The sequence below is a fragment of the Streptosporangium sp. G12 genome, from assembly GCF_052983175.1.
On sequence record NZ_JBRIQO010000005.1, the window covers coordinates 291,185 to 310,057 of the forward strand.

Consider the following 18,873-nt stretch of genomic DNA (forward strand, 5'->3'; position numbering starts at 1 on the left):
GCGGGGTCTCGCCCAAGTGAGTCCAAAATCCACATTGGAATGATCTCGAAGGGATGGCCGGGTGGGTGATGTCGATGGGCTCGGGCGGCGCTGGCGGCGCCGGCCCGGTCGCGGTGGGGCCGGAGGTGCCGCTCCCGCCGGGAGGGCACCATGACATCACGGTGACGTCACGGTGACGTCGCCGTCGGAACGAATCACTCAAGCAGGGCAGACGTCGCGATAGGGCAGGTCCCCCAGGTAGGTTCGCCACTCCTCGCGCGACAGGGTGCGGCCCGCGCGCTCGCAGACCGCCCGCGCCACCGCCTCCGGCTCGACCGGGTACTCGCTCAGGGCGCCCGCCGTGTCGACGGCGATCAGCCTGGCGCCGTCGGGGCTGAACGCCAGCGTCTGGAGGTCTCCGGGCTGGGCGATGATCGGCTGGCCGAGGCGGCGCCCGGTCTCGGCGTCCCAGATCCCCACCGACCGCTCGGTCATCGCCGCGGCGATGACGCCGCCTCGGGGCGAGTACGTCAGGTCGGCCCCCGTTCCCTCCTCGCCCCTGATCATGCTGCCCACCCGCTTCCTGCCCCGGGTCTCGAACACCGAGATCCGCCCTTTCTTGTCGGCGACGGCGAAGCGGGCACCGTCCGCGCCGAAGGCCAGCGCGATCGCCGGGATGCCGACGGTGGGCGAGCCGTAGGTCTCGCCGAACGGCTCGCCGGTGCCCGCGTCCAGCAGCCGATGCTCACCGCCCGCGACCGCGAGCGCCTCGCCGTCGGGGGTGAAGACCAGCCCCTCGGTTATCTCCTGGGGCCGTGACCAGCGGAGCCGGCCACTGGGCACGTCCCAGAGGTGGATCTCCCCCTCGGGCTGCGTCGCGGCGTCGTAGTAAAGGGTGTACGAGGCCACGGCGGTGCCGTCGGGGCTGATCGCCACGGCGGGCGTCTGGCCGCCGCGGGCGGGGGTGACGGTGGCGATCCGCTTGAAGGTGGCGGTGTCCCAGACGGTCAGCCGGGGGCTGTCCGAGCCCTCGTTGGCCACCAGCCGCCTGCCGTCGGCGCTGAAGGCCATCTGGAAGAAGTTGTCGGCGCCCTTGGGCCCGATCTCCAGCGAGCCCAGGCGGGCGCGCCGCCCGACGTCGCGGATCACGATCTTGCTCGCCCCGTCCGCCCTGGAGGCGAGCAGCCGCCCGCCGGGGCTGAGGGCCGCCCAGCGGGTCCCCGGGCCCTTCAGCGTGACCGGCCTGGTCAGCGCGGAGACGTCGAGGCTCGTCACCGCGTCCTCCGTGAGGTAGCGCAGGGTGCGCCCGTCCGGGTCGAAGGCCACGACGGGCTCGTACGCGTCGATCCTCTGGGTGAGCAGCAGCCTGCCGTCCCCGACCCGCCAGACCCGCAGCGCCGTGTCGACCGCCGAGGCCAGAAAGCGCCCGTCGGGGCTGAAGACGAGATCCTCGGTCATGCCCTCGTCGAAGGAGGTGTCCAGCTTCGTCCCGGTGAACGCGTCACGCAGCTCGATGGTCTTGCCCCTGCCGACGGCGACGGTCGCGCCGTCGGGACTGTAGGCCACTCTCGGCACGCAGAAGTTGCAGCGGCTTCCCAGCGGGATCCTGCGCAGGCCGTCCAGGGTGAAGGCCGCCGCCTCGCCGTTGATGTCCCCGGTCGCGAACCCGCGCCCGTCCGCCGAGACGTCGCCGCCGACGGCCCCTCCCAGCGGGGAGTGCTTCCGGCCGGTCGCGATGTTCCAGACGGTGAACCCCTCCCCCTGGCCGACCATGAGCCAGTCGTCGGACCGTCCGAAGGACGCTGTGGTGTCGCCGCCCGCGTTCCGGCCCTGGACCTCCATGACGGCGCCGGTCGGCCTGCCGGTCCGCACGTCCCAGATCCTCAGCCTCTGACCGCTGATCACGGCGAGCCTGCCGCCTCGCGGGCTCAGCGCGATCCCGCGCAGCTCGCCGCCGATCCCGGTGAAGCCGCCGACGCGCCTGCCGGTCCGCACGTCCCAGACGCGCGCCTCGCCGTCGCTCGCGCTGACGAGGGTGCGCCCGTCGGCGCTCAGCGCCCGGAGGGTCTGTATCCCGGTGGCCGGGTCGTGGAAGGCGGCCGTCTCCCGCTGGGCCAGCGAACCGGCCAGGCTCGCCCTCGCCTCGACCACCGGCGCCAGCCGCCAGGCGGCCACGCTGAGCAGCATGGCCCTGACCGGCTCGGCGATCCGCAACGTGTCGGCCGTCACGGCGAGCCTGGCGGCCGTCGCCTGGTCGCGCTGGGAGGCGATGACGGCGCTGCGCGCGTCGGCCACCCTGCTCTGCTGCACGGCGAACGCCCCGGCGGCCAGCGCGACGACCAGCAGCACGGCCAGCGTGCCGGAGAGCACCCTGCCCCTGCGGACGCGACGCCGGGCGAGGGCGGCGCCCGCCTCCAGGAAGTCGCGCTCGACCGGGCTGAGCGTGATGTTGCGGCGCCCGGTGGCCGCCCAGCGCATGGCGTTCTCCAGGCTGCCGCCCTGGAAAAGGTCCCCGTCCCTGCGCCCCTGGAGCTGCCAGCGCCGCGCGGCGGTGAGGATGCCCCGGTGCACGGCCAGGCCGTCCCGGTTGGCCTGGACCCACGCGCGCAGCCTGGGCCAGGCCTGCGGCAGCGCGGGCCGCGACAGCCACACCTCCCGGTCGTCGTGGGTGAGCAGGTACGCGAAGACCTCCACCAGGCGCCGTACCGCGGCGGCCTCGCCCTCCCGGCGCCCGTCGAGGAGCTCGGCCCACTGCGCCCGGCGGACGACCAGCTGGTCGTCGTCGGTCACGGTGACCAGCCGCAGGAAGATCTCCGGGGCCAGCTCCCGCTCGGCGGGGCCGAGCGCGAGGTAGGCGTCCTCGGCGAGGGTGCCGAGCGCGGGGTCGGCCGAGGCCACCCGGACCTGGGCCCCGGCGTCGCTGCCGGCCGCGAGCAGTCTCGGGGTGTCGGAGGTGTTGAGGGCCCCGTCGCCGCTGACCAGGGCGAGCAGCAGGTCCCTGGCGGTGGGCCTGGACCCGGGGTCCTTGGCGAGCGAGGCGGCGACGAACGGCCGCAGGTGCTCGGGGAGCATGTCCAGCTGGGGCTGTACCGACAGCACGCGGTGCATGATCCCGCCCAGGCTCTCGGCACGGAACGGGTCGGCGCCCGTCGCGGCGAAGACCATGATCCCGCCCCAGGCGAAGACGTCGACGGCCGCGGTCGCGCGCTGGCCCATGAAGATCTCGGGGGCCATGTAGGTCGGGGTGCCCGCGACCATGCCGGTGGCGGTCAGCGACATGTCCTCCGTACGGGCGACACCGAAGTCGATCACTCGTGGGCCGTCCGGGCCCAGCAGGACGTTGTCGGGTTTGAGGTCGCGGTGGATCACCCCGGCCTCGTGGACGGCGGTCAGCGCGGTGGCGATCGCGGTCGCGAGACGGTGCAGGTCGCCTCCGGTGAAGCGGCGCCCCTCCGCAACGGCCCGGCGCAGGCTGGGGCCCTCCACGTACTCGCTGACGATGTAGGGCCTGGGCCCGTCGAGATCGGCGTCCAGCACGCCCGCCGTGCAGAACGAGGCCACCCGGCGGGCGGCGGCGGCCTCGCGGCCGAACCTGTCGCGCAACTCGGGGTCGGTCCCGGCGTCACCGTGCAGGACCTTCACCGCCACGCGCGTGCCGTCGGCGTCGTACGCCTCGTAGACCACGCCCTGGCCGCCCGCGCCCAGCCGCCCGGCCAGCCAGTAGCCGCCCAGCCTCTGCGGATCACCGTCGATAAGTGTCGTGCTCAACTCACACTCCGTTCACCGGTGGATAGGACGCCCCGGAGGACGGTGGGGTTCGGACGATGTCACAGACTTGGAACATGTCTCGTCCTCCTTACGTGAACGGTGACGAAGCCCTCGCGGCGGAGTTCGGGGCCATCCGGCCACGCCTGGTCGGCGTGGCCTACGCCCTGCTCGGCAGCCTCGACGAGGCCGAGGACGTGGTCCAGGATGCCTGGTTGCGGCTGGGCAGGGCGGAACGTTCTGAGATCGGGGACGTCACGGGCTGGCTGGTGGTCACAGTATCGAGACTCGCGCTGGACGTACTGCGTTCGGCGCGCGTACGGCGCGAGGAATACGTCGGGCCGTGGCTGCCGGAGCCCGTGGTGGGCGGGGGCGACCCCGCCGACCGGGTGACCCTGGACGAGTCGATGAGCCTGGCGATGCTGGTGGTGCTGGAGTCGCTCAGTCCCGCCGAGCGCACCTCCTTCGTCCTGCACGACGTGTTCGGGCTGCCGTTCGGGGAGGTGGCGCGCGCGGTCGGGCGCTCCGCCGCCGCGTGCCGGCAGCTCGCGGCCCGCGCCCGCGGGCACGTCGCGGCGCGGGCACCCCGCTTCGAGGTCGACGAGGCCGAGCACCGCAGGGTGGTCGAGGCGTTCGCGCGGATCATCCGGGGCGGGGACGGCGACATCGGCGCGCTGATGGCGCTGCTCGATCCGGACGTGGTGATACGCAGCGACGGCGGCGGAGTGGTCGGCGCGGCCCGCAGGCCGGTCCGCGGCTCCGACCGGGTGGGCCGCTTCATGCGCGGCATCGCCGGGAAGTTCGGCGGTACCGGAAGGCTGACGGTGACCACGGTCAACGGCCGGGCCGGGCTGCTGTGGGCGCGGAACGGCGAGCTCGCCGTCTACGGGCTGACCGTCTCCGGGGGCCGGATCACCGAGATCGACATCGTGAGGAACCCCGAGAAACTGAGGAGTGTCCGATGAAAGAGCGGATGAACATCGGCGAGATCGCCCCGGAGGCCTACCGGGCCATGCTGAGGCTGGAGAAATACCTGACGGAGAGCGGGCTGCCGCACGCCACGAAGGAGCTGGTCAAGCTGCGGGTCAGCCAGATCAACGGCTGCGGCTTCTGCGTCGACATGCACTCCCACGACGCGAAGGCGGCCGGGGAGAGCGACGAGCGGCTGTTCGCGGTGGCGGCCTGGCGGGAGACGCCCTTCTTCAGCGACGCCGAGCGGGCGGCCCTCGCCCTGGCCGAGGAGGCCACCCGGCTCAGCGACCGCGGCGAGACGGTGCCGGACGAGGTGTGGGACGAGGCCGCCAGGCACTACGAACCGGAGGTGCTGGCCGCGCTGGTCGTGACGATCTCGACGATCAACGCGTGGAACCGGATCGCCGTCACCACCCGCAAGGTCGCGGGAACCCTGCGTAGCGAAAACGGTTGATCGGGAGGGGCCCGGCGGACTAGGTTTGGCTCGCACGGGCGACCGTGCGAGCCAGGCGCGCGAGCGTCCGGCGAACCGGTGTCATAGGACGCGGAGCACGGCGAGCCCGGAAAAGGGGAAGATCATGCGGCGACGCACCCAGATCATCCGGCGGCGTCCACGCCGTCCCGACCGCGCCTCGGGCCTGGACCTGCGCTCCCCCTCGGGGCGCCCGCTCCCCTACTGACCTGGTCCCTGTTGAACTGGCCTTTACGGCAGTCTTATGCGGCGATCTGTAGATACTTCTTATAACGGAACCATCACGCCGGGGGGCTCAATGAAGAGACTTGTGGTCGTGCCACCATATGTCGCACGGCTCAAGATCAGGGACATTCGTTCCGCGACACGCCGAAGGGTGAGCGGCGACACCAAGGTCATCGACCTCAGCGCCTACACGGGCCGCAACGTCCTCCGCTTTCCACGGACGAGCGGCCCCACCTCCGCCGCCTGACCCCGTCCGGCCCTCCTCGCGAAAGACCCGCCACGGCGGGTCTTTCTCCGTTCGGGCCGCCGTTCCGCCGCCGCCGTTCCGCCACTGTCCCGGCCGCGGGCTCGCCGTGGATCCCCTTCCGTGCGGTCCACACGACTTCCCGGCGATCCACACGACGGGACATACGAACCACGCGACACCCGAACTCCGAGGTCACCTGATTGAATATCGCCTCATGAGCGAATTGTCCGCGACCGAGCGCACCCGGCACCGACGCCTGCGGGAGAAGGGCCGCACAGATCGCGCCGCCCTGTACGAGGTGCTGGGCGCCGGATTCGTCTGCCACCTGGGAGTGATCTCAGGTGGTGTGCCCATGGTGGTCCCCACCGTCTACGGCTTCGACGCCGACCACCTCTACGTGCACGGCTCGGTGGCCAGCAGGAGCCTGACCGGCCCGGACGGACCCGGGACCGCAACGGGCGCCGGCACGGACGACCCGGAAGTCACGGCGGGCCCGGCGGGCCCGGGTACGGGAACGGTCTGCGTGACGGTCACCCACGTGGACGGTCTCATCCTGGCCAGGTCGGTGTTCGAGCACGGCGTCAACTACCGCTCCGCCATGGTCTACGGCGTGCCCCGCTCCCTGGAGGGCGAGGAGAAACTGGCCGCGCTGCGGATCCTGACCGAGCGCGCCGCCCCCGGCCAGTGGGACTACGCCAGGCGGCCCAGCCGCAAGGAGCTCGCCGCGACGACGATCCTCGCGATCTCCCTGGCCGAGGCGTCGGTCAAGGTGAGTTCCGGACCGCCCGACGACGGCGAGGGGCCCGACGCGGAGCTGGGGCTCTGGGCGGGCCGGCTGCCTCTGGCCACCACCTGGCTCGCCCCGGTCCCCGATCCCCTGCTTCCGGCCGGAATCGCCCCTCCCGACCACATCGCCGCCCGGACGGGCACGCGGGCCACCTGATCCCACCGGCGGGCGAAGCGGGCACGGGGTCACCGGCCCGGGAGGTCTCCCTCGTGAGAACCGGAGCCGGCGCGGGCCGTGATCCGGCGCGGCATCGCGCACGCCGGGTCGCGATCCCACGCGGCGGGGACCGTCCCGGTCACCGCCGCGCCCGTGTCCCGTACCCGCTCCGGCCCGAGGCCGACGCCACGAAGTCCGCGAACGTCCCGCGCCCGTCGGGGTGGTCCGGCGCGAGGTGCGCGTCCCCCCGGAAGGCGGCGGCCACCCGGCCCGGCAGGAGCAGCGGCACGACGGGCCTGCGCCGGCCGGTGACGCGCAGGTAGGTCCGCGCGAGCCCGGCGACGCTCACGATCTCGGGGCCGCCCATGTCGGGCACCCTCCCGGCGGGCGCGCCCAGCGCCAGCTCCACCAGCCGATCCGCGACCTCCTCGATCTCCACCGGCTGGAGGCTCGTCCGTGCGGGAACGAGCATGACCGGCGCCTTCGCCAGCGCCTCCAGCGCGAACAGGACCAGGTCGTGGAACTGCGTCGCGCGCAGGATGGTGTACGGCAGCCCCGACTCCTCGATGATCCTCTCGGCCTCGTACTTGCGCCGGTAGTACGAGTACGGGTGCCGGTCGACGCCGACGATGGAGATGTAGACCAGGTGGGTGCCCGCGGGCGTCGCGGCGATCAGCCGCCGGGTGCCCTCGACGTCCGCCGAGGAGTCGCGCGGGTCGCTGGCGAGGTGGACGACCGTGCCCACCCCGTCGAGGGCGGCGTCGAGCCCCGCTCCCGTCCGCAGGTCCCCGATGTGGGGCTCGCGCGTGCGGCTCAGCACGCGGGCGGGGTGACCGGCCGCGGCGAGCCGGTCCACGACGTGGCGGCCGAGAGTGCCCGTACCGCCGGTGACAAGGATGTTTTCCGTCATACCCTTAAGAACCGGTGAGCTCCCGCAAATGTGACAGCTTCTCCGGATTGAGCACGGCGCGCACCCCGACGATCATGCCGCCGGAGATCTCGATCACGAAGACCGTGACGATCTCTCCCCCGCGCCGGGCGAGGACCCCCTCCTGCCCGTTGACGTCGACATGGTCGAACTCCACGCCCCGCCCGAACTTGGCGGCGGCCCCGGCGAGGAAGCGGACGACCCGGTCGCGGCCCGCGACCGGCCGCAGCGCGGCGTTCACCCTGCCTCCGCCGTCGGACCAGGCGACCACGTCGTCGGCGAGCAGCCGCTCCAGCCCGGCCAGGTCGCCGCCGGCGGCGGCCGTCAGAAACCGCTCCACGATCCTTCGCCGCTGCTCGCCGGGGGCGTCGAACCGCGGAGCCTCGCCGACCCTGCGCCGGGCCCTGCCGTACAGCTGGCGGCAGTTGGCATCGGACAGGTCGAGCACGTCGGCGATCTCGCGGTACCCGTACGAGAAGGCCTCGCGCAGCACGAACACGGCCCGCTCCGCCGGGGTGAGCCGCTCCAGCAGGAGCATGAAGGCCATGGACACCGCGTCGCGCCGCTCGGCGCTCTCCAGCGGGCCGAGCGCGCCGGTCGGCGCGGGCTCGGGGAGCCAGAAGCCGACGTAGCGCTCGCGGGTGGCGCGGGCGGCGGAGAGCCGGTTGAGGCAGAGGTTGGTGACCACCTTGGTCAGCCAGGCCCCGGGTGAGCCGATGTTCTCTCGCTCGGCGCCGCTCCAGCGCAGGTAGGCGTCCTGGACGACGTCCTCCGCCTCGGTGGCCGACCCGAGCATCCGGTACGCCAGGCCGAACATCCTCGGCCGCTCCGCCTCGAACTCCTCAATCACCCGACCAGGGTGCCAGACGGAGCGACGGCTCCCGTTCTCGAGCGGGTAGGGCCGCGGCCGCTCGTCCGCCACGGAAGGGGGCGGTGCGCTCGCGGAGGCCGATCGCGGGCGCACCGTCCCCTCCGGCAGGATCGGACCATGACGATCGAGACGAACGACGGCCACGGCCGGAAATCGCTGGCGGGGCGCGTCGCTGTGGTGACCGGGGTGAGCAGGCGGGCCGGGATCGGTTTCGCGATCGCCCGCGAGCTGCTCGCCGAGGGGGCGAGCGTGCTGGTGCACTCGTGGACGCCGCACGACGCCGATCAGCCGTGGGGCGTCGACCCCGCCGGGATGGCGGGGGTCCTCGGGGAACTCGGCGGGGTGGGCGAGCGCCTGCGGCACGTGGAGGCCGACTTCGCCGATCCGGAGACGCCGATGTCGGTGATCGAGCAGGCGGTGCGGTCCTTCGGGCACGTCGACGTGGTGGTGGCCAACCACGCCCGCAGCGCCCTGGGCACGCTCGAGGAGGTCACCGCGGCCGAGCTCGACCTCTCCTGGGCGGTGAACGCCCGCGGGAGCGTGCTGCTGGCGCAGGCCTTCGCCGCCCGGCACGACGACCGGCGGCCCGGCGGGCGGGTGATCCTGTTCACCTCGGGACAGCATCTCGCCCCGATGAGCCAGGAGCTGCCGTACGCCATCAGCAAGGGCGCGATCCACCAGATGACGCTCAGCCTCGCCGACGCCCTCGCCGACCGGGGCATCACCGTGAACGCGGTCAACCCCGGACCGGTCGACACCGGCTGGGCCGATCCCGACATCACCCGCAGGGTGGGCCGCGCGCTGCCCGCGGGCCGGTGGGGGAGACCGGAGGACGTCGCCCGGCTGGTTCGCTGGCTCGCCTCCGACGACGGTGCCTGGATCACCGGCCAGGTGATCAATTCCGAGGGCGGGTTCCGGCGCTGGGCGATGTGACGCCCCGGACGCCGGACTGTACGGCGGGCCGCCCGGAGGCGGCCTCACGACGGCTCTCGCGACGGCCCGAACGGCGAACTGCCCGGAGGCGGCCTCCGGGCAGTTCCGATCGTCACTTCTCGCCGTTGTTCTCCGGTGTCTGCGACAGCGCGCTGGCCGCGGCGGACTTCTCCTCGTCGCCCTGATCCGGGTCCGACAGCGTCCTGGACGAGGCCGACGCCGCCTCGGCACCGGTCTCCCCGTGGCTCTCCGGGGCCTGCGACAGCGCGCTGGCCGCGGCGGACTTCTCCTCGTCGGTCGCGTTGGGGTCGGCCAGCGTCTTGGCCGCGGCCGTCGCCGCCTCGGAACCGGTCTGTCCAGAGTTGCTCGTCACGATCTCACCTTTCCTCGAACCGTATCCGCGTTTCCCGCATCCCGGCCGGGGCGGTGAGGTCGTGCGGGCTCCCGCGCCGCGCACGATCTCGCCGTCCGTGCCGCGGCGGGCGCCGGCCCCTCATGAGGATCGGGTGACCCGCCGTTCCGGCCGGTGATGACGACAGCCCGGCCCGGCTACCCCGGTCACCGGCTTCCAACCGCGAATCCTCCGGATACGCGGTGATTCAGCCGGGATTCAGGCGGGATTCAGCCGGCGGCGGTGTCGCGGATCCTGCCGTGGGCATCGTGCGGGAGGTCGGCGTAGTGCCACTGGTGGTCGCGGGCGTGCTTGCAGGCCGTCTCCAGGTCGCCGCGCTCGATCACCGCCAGCAGCTCGGCGTGGTCGCGGGCGATGTCGTGGAGGTCCACGCCGGTCGCGAGCATCGTGACCGAGGTGCGCGCCTCGATCTGCAGCCCCTCCCAGGAGAGCCTGAGCAGCTCGTTGCGAGCGGCCTCGACGATGCGCCGGTGGAAGGACACGCTCGCCCGCATGGACGCCTCGCCGTCGCCCTCGACGGCCGCGGCCCGCATCGCCGCCACGTCCGACCCGAGCGCCTCCAGCGGGACGGTCCCGGCGAGGAGGGCGAGCCGGATGGCCGTCTCCTCCAGCGCGGCCCGCACGACGTAGCTCTCCCTGAGCGTCTCGTGGACGAAGGGGCGCACGAAGGTGCCCCTGCGCGGCTGGGTCTCCACCAGCCGCATGACCTCCAGCTCGCGCAGCGCCTCGCGGACGGGCGCCTGGCTCGTGCCGTACGTCGCCGCGAGACGCGTCTCCACCAGTCGCTCACCGGGCCTGAACTGGCCGGAGACGATCCGGCTGACCAGCGAGTCGCGGATCTGCCGCGACAGCGTCAGCCGCGGCAGCATGGAGGGCTCCCCCGTCATCTCCTCGGTCATGGAGCGCATCCTACCGAGCGTCGATTCTCGTTCATCGATCTCCTCTTGACCTCCCCTTGACTCAGGGACGAGCCTCAGCCTACGGTTCCGATAATCAATTATCGATATTTAACCCGCTTGTAACGCAGGGGGTCCGGACATGATGATCCAGGCGGTCCACGTGCCGGAGTCCGCCGAGGCCGTGGCGGTCCACTCGGCGAGGGGCGGCCAGATCATGGGTGGCGGCACCGTCGTGATGCCGCTGGTCAGCGGCGGGGCCGCGACCGGGAGCGAGCTGATCAGCCTGCGAAGGGCCGGGCTGGCGGGGATCGAGGTCCGCGACGGCGTCGCCAGGATCGGCGCGGCGGCTCCGCTCTCCTCCGTCGAGGAGCATCCCGGGCTCGGCTTCCTGCGCCCGGCGGTGCGCACCATCGCCTCCCCCACGATCCGCAACCTGGCGACCGTGGGCGGCAACCTGTTCGTCGCGCAGCCGTACGGCGACCTGGCGGTATGCCTGCTCGCCCTCGACGCGCTGTGCGAGATCGCGGGCCCCGGCGGGCGGCGCGACGCCCCGGTGGCCGACGTGCTCGCCTCGGGGGTCGCCGCGGGCGAGTTCGTCACGGCGGTGGTGATAGCCCTGCCGGAACCGGGGACCTGGTACTACCACAAGGCCATGCGCCGCAAGCTGAACTCGGCGTCCATCGTGACCGTCGCCTCCGTGACGCGCACCGAGGACGGCGTGGTGACCTCGACCAGGATCGCCCTCGGCGGCGTCGCCCCGCGCCCGGTGCGCGCGGTGTCGGCCGAGCGGCTGCTGGCGGGCCGCCCGTTGAGCCCCGAGGTCCTGACCGAGGCCGGGGAGGCCGCCCGCTCCGACACCGCGCCCTTCGACGACGCCTACGCCAGCGCGTGGTACCGGGCGCGCGTCCTGCCCGTGCACCTGCGCCGGGCCTTCACCGGCTAGCGGTCCCCGCGCCCCCACGTGCTCATACGCGCCCACCCCCCAGAAAGGGCCGGACAATGTCGTCACAGATCGTCTCGCTCGTCGTCAACGGCGAACCCCGGGAGTTCATCGCCAGACCGGGGACCACTCTCCTGGCGACCCTGCGCGACTCGCTGGGGCTCACCGCGGCCAAGCGCGGCTGCGCGCAGGGCAGCTGCGGCACCTGCACCGTACTGGTCGACGACCGGCCCGTGACGGCGTGCCTGGTCGCCGTGGAAACGGTCTCGGGCTGCTCGGTCCGCACGCTCGAGGGAGTGGCCGCCGGCGGGGACCTCGACGAGGTGCAGAGCGCCTTCGTCGACAACTTCGCCACCCAGTGCGGGTTCTGCACGGCGGGCATGATCATGGTCGCCGAGGCCCTGCTGGACCGCAACCCCGACCCGACCAAGGAGGACGTGGCCGAGGCGATCTCGGGCAACGTCTGCCGGTGCACCGGCTACCAGCCCATCATGATCGCCATCCTGGACGCGGCCAGGCGCAGGCGCGGGGAGGGCACGGAGCCGGGACGGCCCGTGGAGGAGCCCGTGGAAGGAACGGTGTCGCGATGACCTACCGGCTCGCCCCCATCGACAAGGGCTCCTTCGCCTCCGAGCGCGAGGACGACTTCACCGTCATCGGCTCGGTCGTCCAGCGCTCCGACGCGCGGGGACACGTCACCGGCAGGACCGAGTTCTTCGAGGACGTCGCCCCGCGGGGAATGCTGCACCTGAAGATGCACCGCTCGGCCCGCCACCACGCCAGGATCAGGAGCGTCGACCTGGCCGGCGCCCTCGAGGTGCCCGGCGTGGTGCGGATCCTCACCCACGCCGACATCCCGAACAACATCTACACCCCGCTCAAGCTGATCGGCGTCGGGCCGGACGACGAGCCGATCCTGGCCGTGGACAAGGTCCGCTACCTCGGCGAGCCGATCTGCGCGGTGGTCGCCGAGTCCGAGGCGGCGGCCCTGGAGGGCGCGGCCAGGATCAGGGTCGACTACGAGGACCTGCCGGCGGTCTTCGACGTCGAGGAGGCCCTGGCGGAGGGGGCTCCGCTGGTCAACGAGTACCACGGCCGCAACTTCTTCACCTACGAGGGGCACCACTGCCGGCGGATCCGGTTCGGCGACGTGGAGAAGGCGTTCGGGCAGGCCGACCACGTCTTCGAGTGGCGCTACGAGTCCGCGCCGATCGAGCAGGCCCCCACCGAGACCACCGGCTGCGTGGTGGTACCGCAGGCCGACGGCCGGTTGCGCATCCACTCCGACACCCAGGCGTGCTTCTTCACCCTCGACAACACCGCGCTGATCCTCCAGACCCCGTTCAACAAGCTGCGCGTCGTCGGCGGGACGGTCGGCGGGGGCTTCGGCGGCAAGGTCGACGTCGTCGTCGAGCCGGTCGCGTGCGTGGCCGCCATGGTGACCGACCGCCCGGTCAAGTTCGTCTACAGCAGGTACGAGGAGATGCAGGTCTCCTCGCCGCGCGCGGCCGAGCGCATCTACATCAGGGACGCCGTGATGGACGACGGCCGGATCATCGGCCGCAAGGTCACGCTGTACGTCGACTCCGGCGCCTACGCCCGGCACACCCCGTACGGCACCACCAAGGCCGCCGCCCACCTGCCGGGACCGTACTCGATCCCGAACGTGTGGGCCGACTGCCACTGCGTGTTCACCAACCGCACGCCGTCCAGCGCGATGCGCGGGTTCGGCGTGACGATCGGCGACTTCGCGCTGGAGTCGCAGATGGACCGGATCGCCAGGGCCCTGTCCATGGACCCGCTCCAGCTGCGCCTCCTCAACGCCTACCGCGACGGGGACCTCAAGGCCCACCGCAAGGTCGCCGAGGGCACCGCCCTGGTCGAAGTGATCCAGAAGGCCGCGGAGATGTCCGGGCACGAGCTGCCCGAGGCGTACCGCCGGATGTCGTCGACGACACGAGAGGGGCTGTAGGCCATGGCCAGGCTGCGCGGGCGCGGATACGCGTCGGTGAACTACCCGACCGGCATGAACCTCGGCGGCGATCCCTCACAGGCGCTGATCCACGCCACGACCACGGGCACCTTCGTGATCACGCTGTCCTCGGTGGACCTCGGCCAGGGCATCAAGACGATCGCCGCGCAGTGCGCCGCCGAGACGCTCGGCCTGCCGATCGAGAACGTCCTGGTCAACACCGCCGACACCGACACCGGTCCGCACTGCATGGGGACCTTCGCCAGCCGGGGCACCCACCGCGTCGGCAACGCCGTCATCATGGCGGCGGCCGAGGCGCGCGCCGTGATGCTGGAGGTCGCCGCCGAGGAGCTGGAGGTCGACGCCGGGGACCTGGAGACCGACGGCACCGGCGTCATCAAGCTCAAAGGCTCGGACCAGCCGAGCATCCACATCACCGACCTCGCCCTGGCCGCGCACTTCAAGCACGGCCGCACGATCTCCGGGCGCGGCATCTTCCTCAAGGAACCGAGCGTGCCGGTGCCCGAGACGGGAGAGATGGACCCCGACTCCTGCCAGGCGCACGCGTGCACGGTCGCCGTCGTCGAGGTGGACGACGAGACCGGGGTGGTCGAGGTGCTGGAGCTGTACAACGCCTACGAGATCGGCCGGGCGCTCAACCCGGCGATGGCGACCCAGCAGGTCGAGGGCGGGGCCTGGATGGGCATGTCACACGCCCTGTTCGAGACCACCGAACCCTACTACCCGCGGCGCGACCACGGACCCCGCGACTTCGCCGACTACCTCATGCCGGGGCCGGCCGACATTCCCGTACAGCACAGCCTGTTCCTGGAACGTCCGGCGGGCAACGGCCCCTACGGTGCCAAGGGCATCGGCGAGATGACCGCCAACGCGCCGATCCCGGCCATCGCCAACGCCATCTTCGACGCCTGCGGCGTGCGCGTCACGGCGATGCCCTTCACCCCCGAACGCGTCCTGCGCGGGCTGGACGCCCTCGCGCGGGACGCCCCGCGCGAGGTGTCCTCGCGCGGAAACGCCTGAACACCCATCCGATCCGGAGGAACCGATACCCATGCTGAAAGTCGTCTCGCTGCTCAAGCGCGCGGAGAACATGTCCCACGAGGAGTTCGCGAAGTGGGTCGTGGAGGACCACGTCGAGTTCGCCAGGAGGCTTCCCGGGCTGCGCAAGTACACGGTGAGCGTCAGCAACGGCGAGGACGCGCCGTTCGACTCGGTGAACGAGCTCTACTTCGACGACGAGGACGCCCGCGCCGCCGCGTTCGGCTCCGAGCACGGCAAGGCCGCCGCGGCCGACGCCGCCGCGCACACCACCCAGCGGGTCCACCTGCTCACGACCGAGTACGCGCAACTGTGACGCCTGTCGGGGGTTCCCCGGTGGCCGGCGGGCTCCCCCCGGCGCCCGGTGGGTCCTTCTCGGCACCCGGCGAGCCCTCGACGCCCGTCCGGGCCTCCTCTGCGGCCCGCGCGACCTCCTCGGCGGCCGACGGAGGTGTCCCGGGGGCCGGTGGGAGTGCTTCGGTGGGCCGCCTCCTGGACGAGCGCGCGCTCGCCGCGGCGCTCGAACGGGAGGGGTACTTCGCCGACGAGGGCCTGTGCACGGCCGTCCACCTGGCGCTGCGGCTGGGCCGGCCGCTGCTGCTCGAGGGGGAACCGGGCGTCGGGAAGACCGAAATCGCCACGGTGCTCTCGCGCGTCGTGGGCCGCGAGCTCATCCGGCTCCAGTGCTTCGAGGGGCTGGACTCCGGACAGGCGCTGTACGAGTGGGACTACCCCAAGCAGCTCCTGCAGGTCCGGGTGGCCGAGAGCCGCGGCCAGGAGGTCGGCGACCTCTACCGCGAGGAGTTCCTGCTGCGGCGGCCGCTGCTGCGCGCCCTGGAGGCCGACCGCGGCGCGGTCCTGCTGATCGACGAGATCGACCGCGCCGACAGCGAGTTCGAGGCGTTCCTGCTGGAGTTCCTGGGCGACTTCCAGATCACCGTCCCGGAACTGGGCACCATCAGGGCGCGCACGCCGCCGGTCGTTGTGCTGACCTCCAACCGGACCCGCGAGCTGCACGACGCGCTCAAGCGGCGGTGCCTCTACCACTGGATCGCCTTCCCCGAGGTCGACCGCGAGCGGGCGATCCTGCGCGCGGCCGTACCCGGCCTTGAGGAGCGGGCCGCGGAGGGGCTGGTACGCGCCGTCCAGCGGGTACGCGGGCTGCCGCTGCTCAAGCGGCCCGGCATCGCCGAGTCGGTGGAGTGGGCCAGGGGCGCGGTGACCCTGGCCGAGGGCGGAAGCCCCTGGCCCGTGGCGCTGCGCCGCGCCCTCGGCCTGCTCATCAAGGACGAGGAGGACACCCGGCTGCTCCTCGGGCACGCGGAGGAGCTGTTCGGCGATGCCTGAGCCCTCCACCTTCGCGCGGGAGCCGTCCGGCGACGGCGAACCCGCCACCCTCACGGAAGGACCGTCCGGCGACGGCGAACCCGCCGTCCTCGCGGCCGGTCACGTGTGGGGGTTCCTGTCCGCGCTGCGCGCCGCGGGCGTGACCACCGCACTGCCGAAACAGGCCGACCTGCTGCGGGTCGTCGGCGAGTCACCGCCGCGCGACCTGACCGCCCTGTACTGGTACGCCCGGATCACCCTGCTGCACGACATCGAGGAGCTCGCCGCGTTCGACCGGGTCTTCGCCGCGTGGTTCCGGCAGGGCGGCCTCGCGGACGCCCTGCCACCGCCGCCCGCCGGGGAGAGCGACGTCCCCTCCCCCCAGGGACCCGGCGAGGACGACCCCGCCCCGCGGGAGGTGCTGCCCGGCGACGGGGTCGAGGCCAGCACGCTCAGCACGTACGGCAGGCGGGACTTCGACGCGGCCGGCGACCGGTGGCGTTCGGTCACCCGGGCCCTGGAGGCCGCCTGGCCCGCCGTGCTGCCCTCGACCCCGTCGAGGCGGCGGCGCCCGGCGCGGACCGGCGACCGGCTGGACGTGCGGCACGCCTGGCGGCGGGCGCACCGCCACGACGGGGAGATCATCGAGCTGCGCCGGCGTGCCCGCCCCCCGCGCCCGCGCCGCGTGCTCATCCTGGTCGACGTCTCGGGCTCGCTGCGGCGGCACACCCCCGACCTGCTCCGCCTGGCGCACACGGCACTGCGCGCGGCACCGGCCCGCACCGAGGTCTTCACCTTCGGCACCCGGCTCACCAGGATCACCTCCGCGCTGTCGTACCCCCACACGGGCCGGGCGCTGCGAGCGGTGTCCGAGCGGGTGACGGACGCCGACGGCGGCACCGCGATCGGGGCGGCGCTGCGGGAGTTCCTGGGCGTTCCGCGGTTCGTGGCGCTCGCGAGGGGCGCGCTCGTGATCGTGCTGTCCGACGGGCTCGAACGCGGCGACCACGTCCCCATGGTCCGCGCGACCGCCCGCCTGTCCCGGCTGGGTCACCGGCTCGTCTGGTGGTCACCGCTGGCGTGCTCTCCCGCCTACAGCCCGGTCACGCGCGCCGTGGCCGCCCTCCTCCCCCACCTCGACCACCTCGGCGGCGTACGAGACCTGCCCACCGCCCTCGCGGAGGTCCGCCGCCTCCCCGCGGTCCTGTCCGGCCCCCGGCGCGCGGCGGCCAGGCGGTGGGCCACTCCGCGCTCCACTCCACGCCCTGCGGGAGCCCGCTCATGACAGCCCCCACGGACAGGCCCCTGCGCGGGGCCGAAGCCGGGGGTCCCCACGCCGGAGGTACCCGATGAACGACACCACCGCCAGTCCGGCTCCCGCCGGGATCGTCGACGCGCACCACCACATCTGGCGCGCCGCCGACCTGCCCTGGCTCCAGGGCGAGATGATCCCGCGCATCTTCGGCCCCTACGAATCGATCCGCCGCGACTACCCGGTGTCGGAGTACGTCGAGGAGGCCACCGCCTGCGGCATCACCTCCGCGGTCTACGTGCAGGCCAACTGGCCGCTCGACCGCTCCCTGGACGAGGTGCGCTGGCTGCGCGAGACGCACGCCGAGACCGGCTGGCCCACGGCCGTGATCGGGTCCGCCGACCTCTTCGACGAGGGCGCGGCCGACGTGATGCGCCGCCAGGCCGCGCTCACCCCGCTCATGAGGGGCACCCGGCTGCAGCTGCACTGGCACGAGCGGCCGGAGTTCCGTTTCGCCTCCGCCCCCGACCGCATGAAGGATCCCGTCTTCCGCCGCAACATCGCCTCGCTCGCCGACCTCGGCTGGCTGTTCGAACTCCAGGTGTTCGCCGGGCAGATGGCCGACGCCGCGAGCTTCGTCGACGACTTCCCCGACATCACGTTCGTCCTGGTCCACGCGGGGATGCTCGACGACTTCGAGGTGTCCCGGGTGGCGGAGTGGAAACGCGGCCTGAGACTGCTCGCCGAGCGGCCCAACGTCGTGGTGAAGCTCACCGGCCAGGGCACGTTCGTGCACCGCGTGGACCGCTCACTGATCGGGACGGTCGCGGACACCTGCCTGGAGGCCTTCGGCTCGCACCGCTGCATGTGGGGGAGCAACTTCCCGATCGAGAAGATCTGGACCGACCTGCCCGCCCTGGTCTCCACCTGGCAGGAGGTCCTCGCCGGCCGATCAGCCCAGGTCGTCCAGAACGTCTTCGCCGCCACCGCCCGCCGGGTCTACCGCCTGTCAGCTTCTCAGCCCTGAAGAGCCGAGTTCGCAGCTCCTCACCGTGCATGGGGTGCACGGGTCAGGCCGCGTCGTCGGCAGCGTGACTCACTGCCCTGCGACCGATGTTGATCGCAGCGTTGTGGTCGGCGGGGCCGGCGAACCCGCGGCCGAGACACGTGAAGTCGTCCCGGTTGGGACGATTACGTTTGTCGCAGTGCCCGCACCGATGGCAGGTGCGGGAGGTATCGCGGGGGTCGACCAGACGCACGGGCACGCCGGCGATGGCGGCCTTGTAGGTCACGAACGTGCGGAACCGGCGGAACGCCCACGAGTGGTGGTCGGCACGCTGAGCCTTACGAACCGTTACCCGTTCGCGGATCCCCTCGAGGTCTTCGAGGGCGATCCCCATCCGGGTGTCTTTGGCCTTGCCGACCAGATGCTTGCTGATCACATGGTTGACGTTCCGGGCGAAGCGGGACTCCTTGCGGCGGCGGGCCTTCAGGAGCCGCTTGGCGGACCTGGTGCCCTTGGCCTGCAGGCGCGCCCGCTTCGCCGGTTGCGCGTTTTCTCCACACGACTCAGAACGAAGCCGATCCCAAGAGTTAGGGGCGCCAGCACAAGGCTGACGCCCCTTCCGATCAGGGATTACATGCCGCAGCGAGAGACACCAAGTGATGCATCTGCCAC

Annotated in this window: 18 protein-coding genes; 12 read left to right on the forward strand and 6 right to left on the reverse strand. The window is 72.6% G+C overall.

Annotated elements, in window-relative coordinates:
- Window positions 1-198: 198 nt before the first annotated feature.
- Complete coding sequence (locus ACVCAG_RS10385; protein ID WP_447189777.1) at window positions 199-3,747, reverse strand: protein kinase domain-containing protein; 3,549 nt, start codon at window positions 3,745-3,747, stop codon at window positions 199-201.
- A gap of 74 nt (window positions 3,748-3,821) precedes the next feature.
- On the opposite strand from ACVCAG_RS10385, the gene sigJ reads away from it, so the two are divergent.
- The 3 genes from sigJ to ACVCAG_RS10400 all read left to right on the forward strand — a co-directional run bounded on the left by sigJ (window position 3,822) and on the right by ACVCAG_RS10400 (window position 6,603).
- Entirely contained in the window at window positions 3,822-4,709 is an 888-nt protein-coding gene (sigJ, locus tag ACVCAG_RS10390) for an RNA polymerase sigma factor SigJ (RefSeq protein WP_440085163.1), read from the forward strand.
- Window positions 4,706-5,170, forward strand: a complete 465-nt coding sequence (locus tag ACVCAG_RS10395; RefSeq protein WP_440085164.1) for a carboxymuconolactone decarboxylase family protein — start codon at window positions 4,706-4,708, stop codon at window positions 5,168-5,170. The genes sigJ and ACVCAG_RS10395 overlap by 4 nt, the downstream gene beginning before the upstream one ends.
- A gap of 704 nt (window positions 5,171-5,874) precedes the next feature.
- Window positions 5,875-6,603 carry a pyridoxamine 5'-phosphate oxidase family protein gene (locus ACVCAG_RS10400; protein WP_440085165.1) on the forward strand — a complete coding sequence of 243 codons (729 nt, stop codon included), beginning with the start codon at window positions 5,875-5,877 and terminating at the stop codon, window positions 6,601-6,603.
- Between the two features lie 139 nt (window positions 6,604-6,742).
- Here ACVCAG_RS10400 and ACVCAG_RS10405 read toward each other — a convergent pair whose 3' ends face one another.
- Window positions 6,743-7,513, reverse strand: coding sequence for an NAD(P)H-binding protein (locus ACVCAG_RS10405; RefSeq protein ID WP_440085166.1), 771 nt, complete (start codon window positions 7,511-7,513; stop codon window positions 6,743-6,745).
- A 4-nt stretch (window positions 7,514-7,517) separates the two neighbouring features.
- Window positions 7,518-8,381 (reverse strand): RNA polymerase sigma-70 factor, encoded by an 864-nt coding sequence (locus ACVCAG_RS10410; RefSeq protein WP_440085167.1) that lies wholly within the window; start codon window positions 8,379-8,381, stop codon window positions 7,518-7,520.
- Window positions 8,382-8,519: 138 nt separating this feature from the next.
- Between ACVCAG_RS10410 and ACVCAG_RS10415 the strand changes: the two genes are divergently transcribed.
- Window positions 8,520-9,335: an SDR family oxidoreductase gene (locus tag ACVCAG_RS10415; RefSeq protein WP_440085168.1), complete on the forward strand. Its 816-nt coding sequence runs from the start codon at window positions 8,520-8,522 to the stop codon at window positions 9,333-9,335.
- Window positions 9,336-9,447: 112 nt separating this feature from the next.
- Here ACVCAG_RS10415 and ACVCAG_RS10420 read toward each other — a convergent pair whose 3' ends face one another.
- Together ACVCAG_RS10420 and ACVCAG_RS10425 are read right to left on the reverse strand one after the other, a co-directional pair.
- Window positions 9,448-9,708: a hypothetical protein gene (locus ACVCAG_RS10420; RefSeq protein ID WP_440085169.1), complete on the reverse strand. Its 261-nt coding sequence runs from the start codon at window positions 9,706-9,708 to the stop codon at window positions 9,448-9,450.
- 248 nt (window positions 9,709-9,956) lie between these two features.
- Complete coding sequence (locus tag ACVCAG_RS10425) at window positions 9,957-10,646, reverse strand: FCD domain-containing protein (RefSeq protein WP_440085170.1); 690 nt, start codon at window positions 10,644-10,646, stop codon at window positions 9,957-9,959.
- A 139-nt stretch (window positions 10,647-10,785) separates the two neighbouring features.
- On the opposite strand from ACVCAG_RS10425, the gene ACVCAG_RS10430 reads away from it, so the two are divergent.
- The 8 genes from ACVCAG_RS10430 (at window position 10,786) to ACVCAG_RS10465 (ending at window position 18,222) form a co-directional block, all read left to right on the forward strand.
- The gene (locus ACVCAG_RS10430) at window positions 10,786-11,589 is read left to right on the forward strand and encodes an FAD binding domain-containing protein (RefSeq protein WP_440085171.1); all 804 of its coding nucleotides are present in this window, start codon (window positions 10,786-10,788) and stop codon (window positions 11,587-11,589) included.
- 56 nt (window positions 11,590-11,645) lie between these two features.
- Window positions 11,646-12,176 carry a 2Fe-2S iron-sulfur cluster-binding protein gene (locus ACVCAG_RS10435; protein WP_440085172.1) on the forward strand — a complete coding sequence of 177 codons (531 nt, stop codon included), beginning with the start codon at window positions 11,646-11,648 and terminating at the stop codon, window positions 12,174-12,176.
- Window positions 12,173-13,558 carry a molybdopterin cofactor-binding domain-containing protein gene (locus ACVCAG_RS10440; RefSeq protein WP_440085173.1) on the forward strand — a complete coding sequence of 462 codons (1,386 nt, stop codon included), beginning with the start codon at window positions 12,173-12,175 and terminating at the stop codon, window positions 13,556-13,558. The genes ACVCAG_RS10435 and ACVCAG_RS10440 overlap by 4 nt, the downstream gene beginning before the upstream one ends.
- Window positions 13,559-13,561: 3 nt before the next feature.
- The gene (locus ACVCAG_RS10445) at window positions 13,562-14,599 is read left to right on the forward strand and encodes a xanthine dehydrogenase family protein molybdopterin-binding subunit (RefSeq protein ID WP_447189778.1); all 1,038 of its coding nucleotides are present in this window, start codon (window positions 13,562-13,564) and stop codon (window positions 14,597-14,599) included.
- Between the two features lie 31 nt (window positions 14,600-14,630).
- A complete protein-coding gene (locus ACVCAG_RS10450; RefSeq protein ID WP_447189779.1) occupies window positions 14,631-14,933 on the forward strand; it encodes an EthD family reductase in 303 nt (100 codons plus the stop codon).
- A gap of 164 nt (window positions 14,934-15,097) precedes the next feature.
- Window positions 15,098-15,964, forward strand: coding sequence for an AAA family ATPase (locus ACVCAG_RS10455; protein WP_440085176.1), 867 nt, complete (start codon window positions 15,098-15,100; stop codon window positions 15,962-15,964).
- A complete protein-coding gene (locus tag ACVCAG_RS10460) occupies window positions 15,957-17,228 on the forward strand; it encodes a vWA domain-containing protein (protein WP_447189780.1) in 1,272 nt (423 codons plus the stop codon). The genes ACVCAG_RS10455 and ACVCAG_RS10460 overlap by 8 nt, the downstream gene beginning before the upstream one ends.
- A 64-nt stretch (window positions 17,229-17,292) precedes the next feature.
- Complete coding sequence (locus ACVCAG_RS10465) at window positions 17,293-18,222, forward strand: amidohydrolase family protein (protein ID WP_440085178.1); 930 nt, start codon at window positions 17,293-17,295, stop codon at window positions 18,220-18,222.
- A 43-nt stretch (window positions 18,223-18,265) separates the two neighbouring features.
- On the opposite strand, the gene ACVCAG_RS10470 is transcribed toward ACVCAG_RS10465, so the two are convergent.
- Window positions 18,266-18,862: an RNA-guided endonuclease TnpB family protein gene (locus ACVCAG_RS10470; protein WP_440085235.1), complete on the reverse strand. Its 597-nt coding sequence runs from the start codon at window positions 18,860-18,862 to the stop codon at window positions 18,266-18,268.
- Window positions 18,863-18,873 lie beyond the last annotated feature (11 nt).